Origin of the sequence: Streptomyces sp. Tu 2975 (assembly GCF_009832925.1) — a bacterium.
Lineage (GTDB): Bacteria > Actinomycetota > Actinomycetes > Streptomycetales > Streptomycetaceae > Streptomyces.
In genome coordinates this window covers 4,642,045-4,657,308 of the sequence record NZ_CP047140.1, presented here as the reverse complement: position 1 = coordinate 4,657,308, position 15,264 = coordinate 4,642,045, and the positions used below count along the sequence as shown (strand labels likewise).

Below are 15,264 nucleotides of genomic sequence, written 5' to 3'. Positions count from 1 at the left end.
CCACGGGATCCGCCCCGGCCCACAAGTTGCCGCGGCCCTTGGGCACGGAAAGCATTGGGGGGTGAGTGACGACGCCGCGTATCTCCGCTTCCCGCATCTGTACGGCGACCTGCTGTGCTTCGCCGCCGAGGACGACCTGTGGATCGCGCCGCTGGTCCCGGAGGGGAAACAGCCCGACCGGGCATGGCGGCTGACCGTGGACCGCACCAGGGTCGGGCACCCCCGCTTCTCGCCCGACGGCCGGCACATCGCCTACACGAACTGGCGCAGCCTCGACCCCGAGATCCATCTCGCGCCCGTCGAGGGCGGCCCCGCGCGCAGGCTCAGCTACTGGGGCTCGACCGACACCCGGGTCTGCGGCTGGACCCCCGACGGCCAGATCCTCGCCGTCTCTTCGCACGGCCAGCCCTTCTCGTACTTCTCCTGGGCCTACAGCGTCCCGACCGACGGCTCCCCCGGCGGCCGGCTCCCCTGGGGACCCGTCTCCGACATCGCCGTCACCGACGAGTCCGAGGGTCCCTCCCAGGCCGGCGGCACCGGCTGCGAGCGGCGCACCCTGCTGCTCACCGGCAAGCCGCCGCACGAGCCCGCCGCGTGGAAGCGCTACCGCGGCGGCGCGACCGGCCGTTTGTGGCTGCACGGCGAGCAGCTGCTCCCCGACCTGAACGGGCACCTCGACTGCCCCATGTTCATCCACGGCAACGGCGCCGCCCGGTGGTCGGAGGACGACGGCCGGATCGCGTTCCTCTCCGACCACGAGGGCGTGGGCAACCTCTACTCCTGCCGCCCCGACGGGACGGGACTGCTGCGCCACACCGACCACGACGCCTTCTACGCCCGGCACGCCGCGAGCGACGGCCACCGGGTCGTGTACCAGTGCGGTGGCGATCTGTGGATCGTCGAGGACCTGACCACGCCCGACTCGGTGCCGCGCAAGCTGGAGGTACGGCTCGGCGGGCCGCGCGCCGGCCGGCGGACCTATCAGGTACCGGCCGCCAGCCATGTGGGCGCGATCTCGGTCGACGAGACGGGGCGGGCCAGCGCCGTCAACGTGCGCGGCAGCCTGTACTGGCTCACCCACCGCGACGGCCCCGCCCGCACAATCGCGGACACCCCCGGCGTGCGGGTACGGCTGCCGGCGATGCTGGGCAGCGGCGGGCAGGTCGCCTACGTCACGGACGCGGACGGCGAGGACGCCGTCGAGATCGCGTACCTGCCCCGGGCGACCGGCGACCGTGAGCCGCGCCGGCTCGCGTCGGGACAGCTGGGACGGGTGCTGGAACTGGCCGCCGACAGCGAGGGCGAACGGATCGCCATCGCCTCCCACGACGGCCGGCTGCTCCTGATCGACACGACGGAGGAGTCCACGGGCGAGGTCACCGAACTGGTCCGTTCCGTCAACGGGCCCGTGCGGGACCTGTCGTTCTCCCCCGACGGGCACTGGCTGACCTGGTCGCACCCCGGCATCGGACGCTCGCTGCGGCAGATCAGGATGGCCCGGATCGCCGACCGTACGATCGTCGACGTCACCAACGGCCGTTTCGAGGACGAGAATCCGGTCTTCACCCGCGACGGCCGCTATCTCGCCTTCCTCTCCTGGCGCGGCTTCGACCCGGTCTACGACGTGCACACCGGCGACCTGTCCTTCCCGCTCGGCTGCCGCCCGTATCTGGTGCCGCTGTCCTCCGCGACGCCCTCGCCCTTCGCTCTCACCCCGGAGGGCCGGCCGGCCGCCGGCGGGCTCGACCCGCTGGAGGAGTCGCCCGACAGCGCGGTGCTCGTGGAGATCGAGGGCCTGGAGAACCGGGTCACGCCGTTCCCGGTCGCCGCCTCCAAGTACTCGGCGCTGCACGCGGTCGCCGGCGGCGGCCTCGTCTGGCTGCGCTGGCCCATCTCCGGCGCGCTGGGCGAGACGTTCGTCAACCCGGCCGACACCTCCGGCAGGCCCACGCTGGAGCACTTCGACATCTCCAAGGCGCGCAAGACCGAACTCGTCGGCCATCTCGACTGGTTCGCGGTGAGCGGCGACGGCACCCGGCTGGTCGTCGTCGACGAGGGCGACCTGCGTGCCGTGCCCGCCACGGAGACCGGCGACCTCGACTCCACCGTCTTCCTCGACCTGCGCCGCATCCTGCACGAGGTGGACCCGGTGGCCGAATGGCGCCAGGCCTACGCGGAGGCCGGCCGCATCATCCGCGGCTACTTCTGGGCACCGGACATGTGCGGGATCGACTGGGACGGGGTGCTGGAGCAGTACCGGCCGCTGGTCGAACGGGTGGCCTCCCCCGACGAGTTCGCCGACCTGATGCGCGAGGTCCTCGGCGAACTGGGCACCTCCCACGCCTATGTCACCGGTGCCCGGCGCAACGAAGGCCCGCCGCACTACCAGAGGGCCATGGGCCTGCTGGGCGCGAACCTCGTCTGCCGGGACGGAAAATGGGTGGTCAAGCGCATCCTGCCGGGCGATTCCTCCGACTCCAAGGCCCGCTCCCCGCTGGCCGGCACGGGGATCAGGGAGGGCGCGGTCCTCACCCACGTGGACGGCCGCCCGGTCGACCCGGTGGCGGGACCGTACCCGATGCTCTCCGCGGCCGGCGGTACGACGGTCGAGATGACGTTCCTGCCCGCGGAGGGCGAGGGCGCCGGCCCCCCGCGCCGGGTCGCGATCGTCCCGCTGGTCGACGAGCGGCCGCTGCGCTACCAGGACTGGGTGGCCAAACGGCGCGCTGTGGTGCGGGAGGCCAGCGGCGGCAAGTGCGGTTACCTGCACATCCCCGACATGGGCGGCTCGGGCTGGGCCCAGTTCAACCGCGACGTGCGTATGGAGGTGTCCCGTCCGGCGCTGATCGTGGATGTCCGCGGCAACGCCGGAGGGCACATCAGCGAGCTGGTCATCGAGAAGCTGACCCGCAGGATCCTGGGCTGGGACCTCACCCGCAACGCCCAGCCGGTCTCGTACACCTCCAACGCGCCGCGCGGGCCGGTCGTCGCGATCGCGGACGAGGCGACCTCGTCGGACGGGGACATGATCACCGCCGCGTTCAAACTGCTCGGCCGCGGCCCGGTGGTGGGCACCCGCACGTGGGGCGGCGTCGTCGGCATGACGGGCCGTCACCGGCTGGGTGACGGCACGGTGATCACGGTCCCGATGAACGCGGCATGGTTCGACGCCTACGGCTGGTCGATCGAGAACCACGGCGTCGAACCGGACGTGTACGCCCTGCGGACGCCGCTGGACTGGGCAGAGGGGCGCCATGTGGGCCTCGACGACGCGATCCGGCTGGCCCTGGACATGCTCAAGGCAGCCCCTGCCGCGGTGCCCCCGGACTACTCCGAGGTTCCCGACCTGCGCAGGCCGCAGCTGCCGCCGCGCTGAACCGTCCTCGGAACCATGGCCCGGTCAGGCCTCTGGATCGGGGTCCGGGCCGGGGTGCGGTCAGGCCGGTGGCTTCTGGCGCAGACGGCGGTCCATCGCCATGGACAGCTCCGCCTCCACCACGCTCTTCGCGAGCGGGCGGAGCCTGTCCAACTGCCCGTCGGCGCTGTGGGTGGTGAGTACGTCGACGAACAGTTCGGCCAGGGCATCCGCGTGGACACGGACCCGGCGGCCCGCCTCCAGCACCGAGGACAGGGGCACGCCTTCGCGCACCAGCGCGGCCGAGACGTCCAGCAGACGGCGGCTGATGTGGACGATCTCCTCGCCGTCCGTCGCCAGGTAGCCGAGCTCCAGCGCGGTGGCCAGGTTCTCCGGGGTGACCTGCCCCTCGAAGTAGTCGGCGAGCGCTTCGGGGGTGAGGCGGACCGGGGTCTCCTCGGTCGGTTCGCCGAGGCCGAGGACCTCGCCCACGTCCCGTCCGCTCTCGAAGGCGGTGGCCAGGTCCGCGATGCCGTTGAGGGTGTGACCGCGCTCCAGCAGGGCGGCGATCGTACGGAGCCTGGCGAGGTGGTGCTCGTCGTACCAGGCGATCCTGCCCTCCCGGCGGGGCGGCGGTATCAGCCCCCGCTCGCGGTAGAAGCGCAGGGTGCGCACCGTGATGCCGGCCTTCTCGGCCAATTCCTCCATGCGGTACTCACGCGCTTCCTTCACAACAGAAGCCTATGTTGTACCGCCGGTAACTTGTGGCGTCCTACCCCTACCGCTCGGTATGGAGCTGCTCTACCCTCCCAACCATGCCAGTGATTGCTGGCAACGTTTTTGCGTTCGGTACGGGACCGTTCCAGCGGGAGGCGGCGGCATGGGCCAGCAGCAGCACGAGCACGTACGAGTGGCGGTGATCGGATCCGGATTCGGGGGCCTCGGTGCAGCCGTCCGGCTGCGCCGCGAGGGAATCACCGACTTCGTCGTCCTGGAGCGCGCGGACTCGGTCGGCGGCACCTGGCGGGACAACGACTACCCGGGCTGCGCCTGCGACGTCCCGTCGCACCTGTACTCGTTCTCCTTCGCTCCCAACCCCGACTGGCCGCGGACCTTCTCGGGCCAGGAGCACATCCGCGCCTACCTGGAGCACGTGGCCGACACCTTCCGGCTCCGTCCGCACCTGCGGCTGAAGCACGAAGTGCTGATGATGCGCTGGGACGCCGACGCGCTGCGCTGGGAGATCGAAACCTCGCAGGGCACGCTCACCGCCGAGGTCGTCGTCTCCGCGACCGGGCCGCTGTCCGACCCGAAGACGCCCGACATCCCCGGCCTCGCCGGCTTCCCCGGCAAGGTCTTCCATTCCGCCCGCTGGGACCACGACTACGACCTGCGCGGCAAGCGCGTCGCGATGGTCGGCACCGGCGCGTCCGCGATCCAGATCGTGCCGTCGATCCAGCCCCAGGTCGCGAAGCTCACCCTCTTCCAGCGCACACCTCCGTGGGTGATGCCCCGCGTCGACCGGAAGATCTCGGGGGCGGAGCGCTGGCTGCACCGGCAGCTGCCGTTCACCGGTACCGCGCGGCGCGGACTGCTGTGGGGCATCCGTGAGTTGCAGGTCCAGGCGTTCACCAAGCGGCCCGACGAGCTCGGGCTCGTCGAGCGGCTCGCCAAGGCCAACATGCGCAAGGCGATCAAGGACCCGGCGCTGCGGGCCAAGCTGACCCCCGACTACCGCATCGGCTGCAAGCGCATCCTGCTCTCCAGCACGTACTACCCGGCACTCGCGCAGCCCAACGTGGACGTCGTCGCCTCCGGGCTCACCGAGGTGCGCGGCTCCACCGTGGTGGCCGGTGGGGGCGGCCCCCGGGCCGGAGGCTCCGGGGAGGGGTGGAGGCGGAGGTCGATGCGATCATCTTCGGCACCGGCTTCCACGTCACCGACATGCCGATCGCCGAACGGGTCGTCGGCGCAGAGGGCATCACGCTCGCCGAGGCGTGGAAGGACGGCATGGAGTCGCTGCGCGGCGCGACCGCCGCCGGCTTCCCCAACTGGATGACCATCATCGGTCCGAACACCGGGCTCGGGAACTCGTCCATGATCCTGATGATCGAGTCCCAGCTGAACTACATGGCCGACTACATGCGGCAGTTGAACCTGCTCGGCCCCGGCTCCGCCCTCGCCGCCCGCCCCTCCGCCGTCCACGCCTGGAACCGGCGGGTGCAGGAGCGGATGAAGCGCACCGTGTGGAACACCGGCGGCTGCACCAGCTGGTACCTGGACCAGAACGGCCGCAACACCACGATCTGGCCCGGCACCACCACCGAGTTCCGCAATGCGACCCGGCACGTGGACCTCTCCGAGTACGAGGTGGTCCGGGCCGGCGCCGGCACGCTGCCGGCGGAGGCCGCGGGCACGAAGGACGCGGAGGTCGTCGCGTGATTCCCCAGAGCCTCCGGCCCGGGAGGGACCCCCAGCTCCTGCGTCGCACCGACGCCCCGCCCGTCGCCGACCGTGAACTGACCGCGGTCTCCGCCGACGGAGCGCGCATCCACGTCGAGGTGCACGGCCCCGAGGGAGCCCCCGCGGTCGTGCTGGCCCACGGCTGGACCTGCTCCACCCTCTTCTGGGCCGCCCAGATACGGGACCTGGTCCCCGACCACCGCGTCGTCGTGTACGACCAGCGGGGCCACGGACGCACGCCGGCGGGCGCTGTGGGTACCGAGCGGCTGGCCGACGATCTGGAGGCCGTGCTCGCAGCCGTCCTCGTGCCGGGCGAGAAGGCCGTGCTCGGCGGGCATTCCATGGGCGGCATGACGATGATGGCCGCTGCCCGCCGGCCCGGCTTCCGCGAGCACACGGCGGCCGTGCTGCTGTGCAGCACCGGCAGCGCCCGGCTGGTCGAGGAGTCCGTCGTCCTGCCGATGCGGCCGGGCCGGCTGCGGACCAGGCTCACGCATCTGATCCTCGGGGCCCGCGCGCCGCTCGGCCCGGTCACGCCCGTGTCCCGGCGCATCCTCAAGTACGGGACGATGGGCCCCGGTTCGTCACCGGAGCGGGTCGACGAATGTGCCCGCATCGTGCACGCCTGCCCGCGGGCCGCCCGCGTGGCCTGGTCGCAGGTCCTCGGCGAACTCGACCTCGACAAGGGCGTACGGGCCCTGGACGTGCCCGCGATCGTCGTCGGCGGCACCGCCGACCGGCTCACGCCGATGGTGCACGCACGGCGGCTGGCCGCCGAACTCCCGCAGTGCCTCGAGCTGGTGGAGCTCGCGGGGACGGGCCACATGACACCGGTGGAGGCCCCGGAGGCCGTCACCGCCAAGATCCGTGAGCTGGCCGGCGCGTACCTGGACACGAAGGAGGAAGCCGCATGAGCAGGGTGAGCCTGGAAGGGCAGGTCGCGGTCGTCACGGGCGCGGCGCGCGGCGTCGGCGAGCTGCTGGCACGCAAACTGTCCGCGCGCGGCGCGAAGGTGGCGCTGGTCGGCCTCGAGCCGGACGAACTGAAGAAGGTCTCCGAGCGGCTCCACAGCGAGAGCGACCACTGGCACGCGGACGTCACCGACCACGAGGCGATGGCCGAGGTCGCGCAGGAGGTCAAGGAGCGTTTCGGCAAGGTCGACATCGTCGTCGCCAACGCGGGTGTGGCGTCCGGTGGTCCGTTCCTGCACTCCGACCCGGTCGCCTGGCGGCGGGTCATCGAGGTCAACCTGATCGGCAGCGCCGTGACGGGGCGGGCGTTCCTGCCCGTACTCCTGGAGAGCCGCGGGTACTTCCTCCAGATCGCGTCGCTCGCCGCGATCACGCCCGCGCCCATGATGTCGGCGTACTGCGCGTCCAAGTCGGGTGTGGAGGCGTTCGCGCACAGCCTGCGGGCCGAAGTCGGCCATCGCGGGGTGCGGGTCGGTGTCGGGTATCTGTCCTGGACGGACACCGACATGGTGCGCGGCGCCGACCAGGACGACGTGATGCGCGAGCTCCGGCAGCGGCTGCCGTGGCCGTCCAACCGCACTTATCCGCTCGGCCCCGCGGTGGACCGGATCGTCGCCGGCATCGAACGCCGTTCCTCGCATGTGTACGCGCAGTGGTGGCTGCGGGGGATGCAGTCGATCCGCGGGTATCTCCCTGCGGTCATCGGCACGGTGGGACAGCGCGAGATGCGCCGGTTCGAACCACGCCTCGACGGCGTCTCCACGGGCCTCGTAGGGGCCGGCGGGGCGGCCGACGAGGCGGGCCGGAAGCAGCAGCACTGAGCGTAACTGATCGAAATGCGTGCTTTGTCCGTGCGTGCAACGCTGGTCGCAGCCCCGGGGGGCATGCCTGCCCCCGACCCCCACACCCCTCTTAGGAGTGACATTTCATGGGCATCTCAGACCAGTTCAAGGACAAGGCGCAGGAGCTCGCGGACCAGGCGAAGCAGAAGGCCGGCAAGGGAGACCAGTCGGAGCGCGCACGCCGCGCCCGCGAGGAGGTCTCCGAGCGGACCCAGCAGGGTCGCGAGCAGCAGGGCGCCCGGTCCCGGGAGCCTATGCAGGAGCGTGGCGAGAGCGCGGTGCGCGAGCGCCGCGACAGGGTCGAGGACTACGACGCCTGACGAGGCCCCGTAGCACCACCGACGAAGGGCGCACCCGCACCATGGCGGGTGCGCCTTTGTCGTGCACGTCGCCGCGAGCACCGGCGGTTCGGCTCGGGCCGGCACGAGCGCCGGCCGCGCCGGCGATCCGCGGCGGAGCGCCCCGACCGTATCCCCGGCGTCAGTTCTCGTAGACGGCCGTCACCGGCGCGTGGTCCGACCAGCGTTCGCCGTGCGTCGCCGCCCGCTCCACCCACGCCTTCACCGCGCGCCGCGCCAGACCGGCCGTCGCCACCTGGTAGTCGATGCGCCAGCCCGTGTCGTTGTCGAAGGCGCGCCCGCGGTAGGACCACCACGTGTACGGGCCTTCCTGGTCGGGGTGGAGGCAGCGGACCACGTCCACGTACTCCGCCTCGGAGAAGACCCGGCCGAGCCACTCCCGCTCCTCGGGGAGGAAGCCGGAGCTCTTCCTGTTGGCCTTCCAGTTCTTGAGGTCGGCCTCGCGGTGGGCGATGTTCCAGTCGCCGCAGACCACGACCTCACGGCCGTCCGCCGCCGACCGGGCCCGCAGTTCCTTCAGGTACGGCAGGAACTCGCCCATGAAGCGCATCTTCTCGTCCTGGCGCTCCGTGCCGACCTCGCCGGACGGCAGATACAGGCTCGCCACCGTGACACCGGGCAGGTCGGCCTCGACGTACCGGCCGCTGCCGTCGAACTCGCTCGAGCCGAACCCGATGCGCACCGCGTCCGGTTCACGCCGCGTGTAGAGGGAGACGCCGGCACGGCCCTTCGCGGCCGCGGGGGCGTGCACCGTGAACCAGCCCTCGGGGTTCCGGACCTCCGGGGGCAGCTGGTCGGCCTCGGCGCGTACCTCCTGGAGGCAGATCACGTCGGCGGCGGTGACGGCAAGCCACTCGACGAAGCCTTTTTTCGCGGCGGCACGGAGACCGTTCACATTCACGGAGGTCACGGTGAGCATCCCGGCACCATACCGGCCGACACCATTCGCATACACGTACGCTTCTGGGCATGCATGTCAGAACTGTGGGCTTCGACCACCCGGACGCCGTGAAGCTCAACGACCAGGTCCAGCTGGAATACGTGGAGCGTTACGGGGACGACGAGGGCGACGCGACGCCGCTCGACGCCTCGATGTTCGTCCCGCCGAGTGGCCTGTATCTCATCGTCTACGACGACCAGGACCGCCCGCTGGCGACCGGCGGCTGGCGCACCCAGGACGAGAACCCGGAGGGGTACTCGGACGGCGACGCCGAGCTGAAGCGCATGTACGTGATCCCGGAGGCACGCGGCCTCGGTCTCGCCCGCCGCGTCCTGGCCGCACTGGAGGAGGACGCCCGCGCCGCCGGCCGGACCCGCATGGTGCTGGAGACCGGGGACATGCAGCCGGAGGCGATCGCGCTGTACACCTCCAGCGGTTACGTGCCGTGCGCGAAATTCGGCCACTACCGGGAGTACGAGAGCAGCCTCTGCATGGCGAAGCCGTTGACGCGCCCCTGACATAGTTGCGCGTTTCGTGGCACCCTGCCTCACGCACGTCGATCCGCACCGTCCTGTCCCCCACCCCGCCCGAGGCATCCCGCGGGCGGGCACGGCAGAAGGAGACATGCGTGAGACGCCACCACGTGACCACCTCGGTTCTGGCCGCCGTCGGCGCCCTGCTCGCCGGGGCGCTGTCCGCCACCTCCGCAGGCGCCGCTCCGTCCCCGTCCCCCACTCCCGCGTCCTTCGCCCCCGCGCAGGCGGCCAAGGGCTTCTGGACCGCCGAGCGGATGCGCAACGCCACCCCGCTCGACGTGATCCGCGCCACACCGGGCTCCTTCCGGGCACCCGCGTCAACGGCCGGTGAGGAGACGGTCGTGGCACCCACGGCCTTCCCGCAGGCCGGCGGCCCGTGGACGGGCGGCGGCGCGGTGGTGAAGACCTCCGGCCGCGTGTTCTTCACCTTCCAGGGCCGGACCGCCTCCTGCTCCGGCAACTCGGTCACCAGCACCAACGGCAGCACGGTCATGACCGCCGGCCACTGCGTGAAGTACCAGGGCTCCTGGCACACCGACTGGGTCTTCGTCCCCGGCTACGACAACGGCCAGGCGCCGTACGGCCAGTGGAGCGCGACCAAGACGTTCACCACGGACCAGTGGGCGGCGAGCGAGGACATCAACTACGACGTCGGCGCCGCCGTCGTCGCCCCGCTGAACGGCAGGACACTCAGCCAGACCGTCGGCGCCCAGGGCCTGAAGTTCAACGGCGGCTACAACAAGGCGATGTACGCCTTCGGCTTCCCGGCCGCCTCCCCGTACGACGGCTCGAAGCTCATCCACTGCAGCGGCAACAGCTCGAAGGACTTCCTCTTCTCCCAGGACCACAGCCTCGGCTGCAACATGACGGGCGGCTCCAGCGGCGGCCCCTGGTTCGAGTCCTTCAACGAATCCACCGGAACGGGCCTCCAGGTGTCCGTGAACAGCTTCGGGTACACGTTCCTGCCGAACCGCATGTTCGGCCCGTACTTCGGCGCGGAGGCGAAGGCCGTCCACGACAAGGCACAGGTGTCGTGACGGGCTCCGGAAGCAGCTGAGCGGCGCCGGGAAACGAGGAAACCCCGCTCGGTCCGGTGGATCGAGCGGGGCCCTTCATGTGCGGTGGACCTGTGGGGATGTGAACCCCGGACCCCCACGATGCGGACCATCGGCGGTCGGTCGCTGAGGTCTGTCAGGTCGCGCGGTCAGCTTCTTCAGTGCAGTTGAGGTCTGCTGCGGTCGGACTGTTTGCTGTGCTCCGCTGCTGCACTGCACGCAGTTTGCTCCGCCTCAGCGGCGCGGTGGAGCGGGCAGATCCGCTGGCTGCGAGCCAGGGCCGTGCCGCACACTTCTTCTCGTGCGCGTGGAGAGCAGCGCCCAGGCACGCCAGAGGTCGGCTGCGCCGGCGGTCGCCCGAGACCCTTCCGAAGGACTGCGCCGCGCCTCCGGTGCGCCCGGCCACCGCACCGGAGGAGGGAGATCGTGCCGCCCAACCCCACCCGCGTGGATATACGTGTCCGATGAACGGACCTTGAGTTCCATATAACGGTCTGGCGTCGTTCGCTGGGACTTTCCAATGTTACTGACCGTTATGTGACTTGCCTCACTAAGGATCGCGTAAAGGTCGTGGTAGACATGCGCAACTCCGTCGGCGGCCCCGCTCGGCCGCGGCACGGAGTGCCGGCTCCGGGCCGGCAGCAAGACCAGGGTGATCACGGTCCGAGTCCGCGGACCGCTCGCCCCGGGTCGCCGATCGGACAACGGCGTTCGCTCAAAGCCCGCACATCGACCGGCGCACACCCCTCCGCGCCGGTCCTGCGCCATCGAGGTAGCCAACGTGTCACTCGACTCCATGACCAAATCCGTCGACGAAGCCGTCACCGGATTCTTCGAGCCCATCGCCAAATGGCTGGAGAAGGTCGTCTTCTACGACGTCCCCGTGGGCGGCACCGCCCTGCCGCTCATCGTGGCCTGGCTGGTGGTGGCCGGTCTGGTCTTCACCGGTTGGTTCGGCTTCGTCCAGCTCCGCAAGTTCCGGCTCGCCATCGACGTGGTCAGAGGGAAGTACGACGAGAAGGGGTCGGCCGGTGAGGTCAACCACTTCCAGGCGCTGACCGCGGCCGTCTCCGGCACCGTCGGACTCGGCAACATCGCCGGTGTCGCAGTCGCCGTCTCCATCGGCGGCCCGGGCGCCACCTTCTGGATGATCCTCTGCGGTCTGCTCGGCATGGCCACCAAGTTCGTCGAGGTCACCCTCGGCGTGAAGTACCGAGAGGTGCACGCCGACGGCACCGTCTCGGGCGGGCCGATGCACTACCTGCCCAAGGGCCTGGCCGACCGGTTCGGCAAGAACGGCAAGACGCTCGGCAAGATCCTCGCCGTGCTCGCGTCGATCATGATTCTCTTCTTCGGCCTCTTCGGCGGAAACCTCTTCCAGGTCAACCAGTCCTACGCCCAGCTCGTCTCCGTCACCGGCGGCGAGAGCGGCATGATGGGCTCCTCGGCCGGCGCCCTGTTCTTCGGCATCCTGATCGCCGCGCTCGTCGGCATCGTCCTGCTCGGCGGCATCCGCTCCATCGCCTCGGTCACCAGCCGCCTCGTGCCCGCCATGGCCGGCATCTACATCGTGGCCTGCCTGATCGTCATCCTGGTCAACGTCTCCGCCGTGCCGGCCGCGGTCGGCACGATCATCGAGGGCGCCTTCAACCCCCAGGGCGTCGCGGGCGGTGTGCTCGGTGCGCTGATCATCGGCTTCAAGCGGGCCGCGTTCTCCAACGAGGCCGGCCTCGGCTCCGCGCCGATCGCCCACTCCGCGGTGAAGACCAAGCACCCCGCCAGCGAGGGCCTCGTCGCGCTCCTCGAGCCGTTCATCGACACCGTGGTCATCTGCACGATGACCGCGCTGACCATCGTCGTGGCCAACCCCGCCAGCTGGGCCGAGGCCCGCGACGACCAGTCCATCGGCGGCGTGACCATCACGTCGGACGCGTTCGCGACGGTGCTGCCCTGGTTCCCGTACATCCTCACGATCGCGGTCATGCTCTTCGCCATCTCGACCGTGCTCACCTGGGGCTACTACGGCCTCAAGGCGTGGACGTACCTCTTCGGCCGCAGCAAGGCCAGCGAGACGATCTACAAGGTCGTCTACACCCTGTTCGCCGTCGCCGGTTCGCTGCTCACGCTGCAGACGCTGATCGCCATGGCCGACGCGGTGCTGTTCATGCTCGCCGTCATCAACATCATCGGCCTCTACCTGCTGGCGCCGGTCGTCAAGCGGGAGCTCAACTCCTTCCTGGAGTTCGTCCGCGCCCGCAAGGCCGGCGAGAGCCCGGAGGACGACGAAGACCAGGAGACGGTGAAGAGCACCGTCTGACCCGGCTCCTGAACGGGCCCGTCCACACCTCGCGCCTTGGTGTGGACGGGCCCGCTTGCCGTGCCGTCTACGGCATTCCCGCAGGTGAAACACGGTCTGGCAGGGCTTGGAACCAGCGGCTAGGGTGTGAACAACGCGTCAGTGCCCGCCTTCGGCGGCGGCTTCGGACGCGCGGTGTGCCGGGAAGTCTGGTCGGCGTCCCTGGGCTCGTATGCCCTCATCCGACGCCCCGGAGGTCTCCCTGATGGCTGCCGCCCCTCGCGAACGTTCCCCCTTCCTCGGCCTGCTGCCGCTTCCGGAGCGCAATGCCGTGGTCCAGGCCCTCCGGACCGAAACGGTCGGCGGGCTGGTGCTCCTGGCCGCCGCCGTAGTGGCGCTGGTCTGGGCGAACACACCGTGGAGCGGCGTCTACGAGCAGATCCGCGACTTCCACTTCGGCATACCGGCACTCGGGCTGGACCTCTCCGTGGAGCACTGGACCGCCGACGGACTCCTCAGCATCTTCTTCCTGGTCGCCGGTATCGAACTCAAGCGTGAACTGGTGGTCGGCGAGCTGCGCACCCCGGCCACAGCAGCGCTCCCGGTCATCGCTGCGGTCTGCGGCATGATCGTGCCTGCCGCCCTGTACGCGGGCACCGTCATGGCCGGCGGCGGCAGCCTCGCCGGCTGGGCAGTCCCCATGGCCACCGACATCGCCTTCGCACTCGCCGTCCTGGCCGTCCTCAGCACCCACCTGCCTGCCGCGCTACGCGCCTTTCTGCTCACCCTCGCCGTCGTCGACGACCTGGGCGCGATCCTCATCATCGCGATCTTCTTCACCAGCGACCTGAATTTCCTGGCACTCGGCGGTGCCATCGCCGGCCTGGTCATCTTCTACCTGCTGCAGCGCTTCCGCGTGCGCGGCTGGTGGTGGTACGTCCCGCTCGGCATCGTGACCTGGGCGCTGATGTACAACGGCGGCGTCCACGCCACCGTCGCCGGTGTGGCCATGGGCCTGATCCTGCGCACCACCCGCGACAAGGGTGAGACCGCTTCACCCGCCGAGCGCACCTCGCACGTGCTCCATCCCGTCTCGGCCGGCGTCGCGGTCCCCTTGTTCGCCCTCTTCGCCGCCGGTGTCGGCGTCTCGGTCGCGTCGCTGGGCGAGGTCTTCACCCGACCCGAACCCCTCGGGGTCGTATTGGGGCTGGTCATCGGCAAGACCCTGGGCATCTTCGCCGGCACCTATCTCGCCGCCAGGTTCACCCGTGCCCGGCTCAACCCGGACCTTGCCTGGGCGGACGTCCTCGCCCTCGCCGTCCTGGCCGGCATCGGCTTCACCGTTGCCCTGCTGATCGGCGAACTCGCCTTCCCCGACCCGGCCGCCGAACAGCACGTCAAGGCAGCGGTCCTGATCGGTTCACTCATCGCCGCCGTCTCGGCGGCCTTCCTCATCAAGCGCCGCAACGGGACCTACCGACGCCTGTACGAGGAAGAGACCCGCGACGACGACGCCGACGGCATCCCGGACATCTATCAGCGGGCCGGCACCGGCGAGCACTGACATGCCCTACCGGCCTCGCGGGCAGGCAGCGCCTACAACTTCTGTGTGAGCTGCTCGATTCTGTAGGTGCTCCTGCGCTCGGGCATGTTCCTCCCGCGCAAGGTGAGCTTGGGCCAGGTTGAGCGACTGCTGTCCCTGGGCGGCCTGCGTCGTTGAGCACATGAGCCTGGTCGGTTGTGGCATGCGCGAGATGCACCGGCTCGCCAGCCTCTTGGACGGCCCACTTGCCCAACTCGTGTTGACGCCCAGCCCCTTTCAAGATGGTCGCCAACTGCCGGGCGGCGGCGCGGTCGGACCCTGCCGGCCGAACAGTTCGGGTCGAGCACCAGCTCCAGCGGATCAACCGCCAGTTGGTGCACGACGGGACCAGGACGGAGGCGCGGAACTTCAACCGGGCCTTCACCGCCCGGTCGGCCAAGGCGGGCGTTCGTACGATCCGGCTGTATGAAACCCACCTGCGGGTCGCTCCTCGCCGCCCTCGACGTGCACCCTCGGATCGCGATACGGACCCTTCGGCTCAGCAAGATCGCGGTCACGATGGAGGTGTACACCCACATCCCCGTCCGAGGCGACGCGCAAGGCGTTGCGGAAGCTCGGCAAGCACCTCGGCGCGCAAGGTGAGACCTAGTTGCTGTCCTTCGCTGCTGTACGACAGGCGAAAGCCCCTACCGGATGACTCCGATAGGGGCTCTCAGCTGCGGTGGACCTGTGGGGATTTGAACCCCAGACCCCCTCGATGCGAACGAGGTGCGCTACCAGACTGCGCCACAGGCCCTTGCAACGAGTGAAACTCTAGCATCTCGATCGGGGTGCTTGGAAATCCGTTCCCCGCTGGTCATCCGGCCGGTCTTCTTGCTGGTCACGGACGACGACCGGGGGCGCT

Annotated in this window: 10 protein-coding genes, 1 tRNA gene and 1 pseudogene; 9 read left to right on the top strand and 3 right to left on the bottom strand. The window is 70.3% G+C overall.

Features of this window, described 5'->3' with window-relative positions; translation table 11 throughout:
- Positions 1-61 precede the first annotated feature (61 nt).
- Positions 62-3,376, top strand: a complete 3,315-nt coding sequence (locus GLX30_RS20690; protein WP_159691090.1) for a S41 family peptidase — start codon at positions 62-64, stop codon at positions 3,374-3,376.
- A 60-nt stretch (positions 3,377-3,436) separates the two neighbouring features.
- On the opposite strand, the gene GLX30_RS20685 is transcribed toward GLX30_RS20690, so the two are convergent.
- Positions 3,437-4,063: a MerR family transcriptional regulator gene (locus tag GLX30_RS20685; protein ID WP_159695146.1), complete on the bottom strand. Its 627-nt coding sequence runs from the start codon at positions 4,061-4,063 to the stop codon at positions 3,437-3,439.
- Between the two features lie 172 nt (positions 4,064-4,235).
- On the opposite strand from GLX30_RS20685, the pseudogene GLX30_RS20680 reads away from it, so the two are divergent.
- From GLX30_RS20680 to GLX30_RS20665, 4 genes and pseudogenes are all read left to right on the top strand, one after another.
- Positions 4,236-5,797, top strand: a pseudogene (locus GLX30_RS20680) (NAD(P)/FAD-dependent oxidoreductase).
- Complete coding sequence (locus GLX30_RS20675) at positions 5,797-6,732, top strand: alpha/beta hydrolase (protein ID WP_244258477.1); 936 nt, start codon at positions 5,797-5,799, stop codon at positions 6,730-6,732. Before GLX30_RS20680 ends, GLX30_RS20675 begins: the two are co-directional and overlap by 1 nt.
- A complete protein-coding gene (locus GLX30_RS20670) occupies positions 6,729-7,610 on the top strand; it encodes an SDR family oxidoreductase (protein WP_159691087.1) in 882 nt (293 codons plus the stop codon). The genes GLX30_RS20675 and GLX30_RS20670 overlap by 4 nt, the downstream gene beginning before the upstream one ends.
- Before the next feature lie 107 nt (positions 7,611-7,717).
- Positions 7,718-7,951: a hypothetical protein gene (locus tag GLX30_RS20665; RefSeq protein ID WP_159691084.1), complete on the top strand. Its 234-nt coding sequence runs from the start codon at positions 7,718-7,720 to the stop codon at positions 7,949-7,951.
- A 160-nt stretch (positions 7,952-8,111) separates the two neighbouring features.
- Here the strand turns inward: GLX30_RS20665 and GLX30_RS20660 are convergent, their stop codons facing one another.
- Positions 8,112-8,909 (bottom strand): exodeoxyribonuclease III, encoded by a 798-nt coding sequence (locus tag GLX30_RS20660; RefSeq protein ID WP_159691081.1) that lies wholly within the window; start codon positions 8,907-8,909, stop codon positions 8,112-8,114.
- Between the two features lie 50 nt (positions 8,910-8,959).
- Here GLX30_RS20660 and GLX30_RS20655 point away from each other — a divergent pair, with 50 nt between their 5' ends.
- The 4 genes from GLX30_RS20655 to nhaA all read left to right on the top strand — a co-directional run bounded on the left by GLX30_RS20655 (position 8,960) and on the right by nhaA (position 14,381).
- Positions 8,960-9,448, top strand: coding sequence for a GNAT family N-acetyltransferase (locus GLX30_RS20655; RefSeq protein ID WP_159691078.1), 489 nt, complete (start codon positions 8,960-8,962; stop codon positions 9,446-9,448).
- Between the two features lie 110 nt (positions 9,449-9,558).
- A complete protein-coding gene (locus tag GLX30_RS20650) occupies positions 9,559-10,503 on the top strand; it encodes a peptidase (RefSeq protein WP_159691075.1) in 945 nt (314 codons plus the stop codon).
- Between the two features lie 799 nt (positions 10,504-11,302).
- Entirely contained in the window at positions 11,303-12,838 is a 1,536-nt protein-coding gene (locus tag GLX30_RS20645; protein ID WP_159691072.1) for an alanine/glycine:cation symporter family protein, read from the top strand.
- A gap of 244 nt (positions 12,839-13,082) precedes the next feature.
- Positions 13,083-14,381, top strand: a complete 1,299-nt coding sequence (gene nhaA, locus GLX30_RS20640; protein WP_159691069.1) for a Na+/H+ antiporter NhaA — start codon at positions 13,083-13,085, stop codon at positions 14,379-14,381.
- Between the two features lie 701 nt (positions 14,382-15,082).
- On the opposite strand, the gene GLX30_RS20635 is transcribed toward nhaA, so the two are convergent.
- Positions 15,083-15,156, bottom strand: a tRNA-Ala gene (locus GLX30_RS20635).
- Positions 15,157-15,264: the final 108 nt, after the last annotated feature.

What these genes read in the sequence shown, in the direction of transcription:
- GLX30_RS20685 (WP_159695146.1), bottom strand. Translation starts at nt 4,063, where the DNA reads ATGGAGGAATTGGCCGAGAAGGCCGGCATCACGGTGCGCACCCTGCGC.
- GLX30_RS20670 (WP_159691087.1), top strand. Translation starts at nt 6,729, where the DNA reads ATGAGCAGGGTGAGCCTGGAAGGGCAGGTCGCGGTCGTCACGGGCGCG.
- GLX30_RS20665 (WP_159691084.1), top strand. Translation starts at nt 7,718, where the DNA reads ATGGGCATCTCAGACCAGTTCAAGGACAAGGCGCAGGAGCTCGCGGAC.
- GLX30_RS20660 (WP_159691081.1), bottom strand. Translation starts at nt 8,909, where the DNA reads ATGCTCACCGTGACCTCCGTGAATGTGAACGGTCTCCGTGCCGCCGCG.
- GLX30_RS20655 (WP_159691078.1), top strand. Translation starts at nt 8,960, where the DNA reads ATGCATGTCAGAACTGTGGGCTTCGACCACCCGGACGCCGTGAAGCTC.
- nhaA (WP_159691069.1), top strand. Translation starts at nt 13,083, where the DNA reads ATGGCTGCCGCCCCTCGCGAACGTTCCCCCTTCCTCGGCCTGCTGCCG.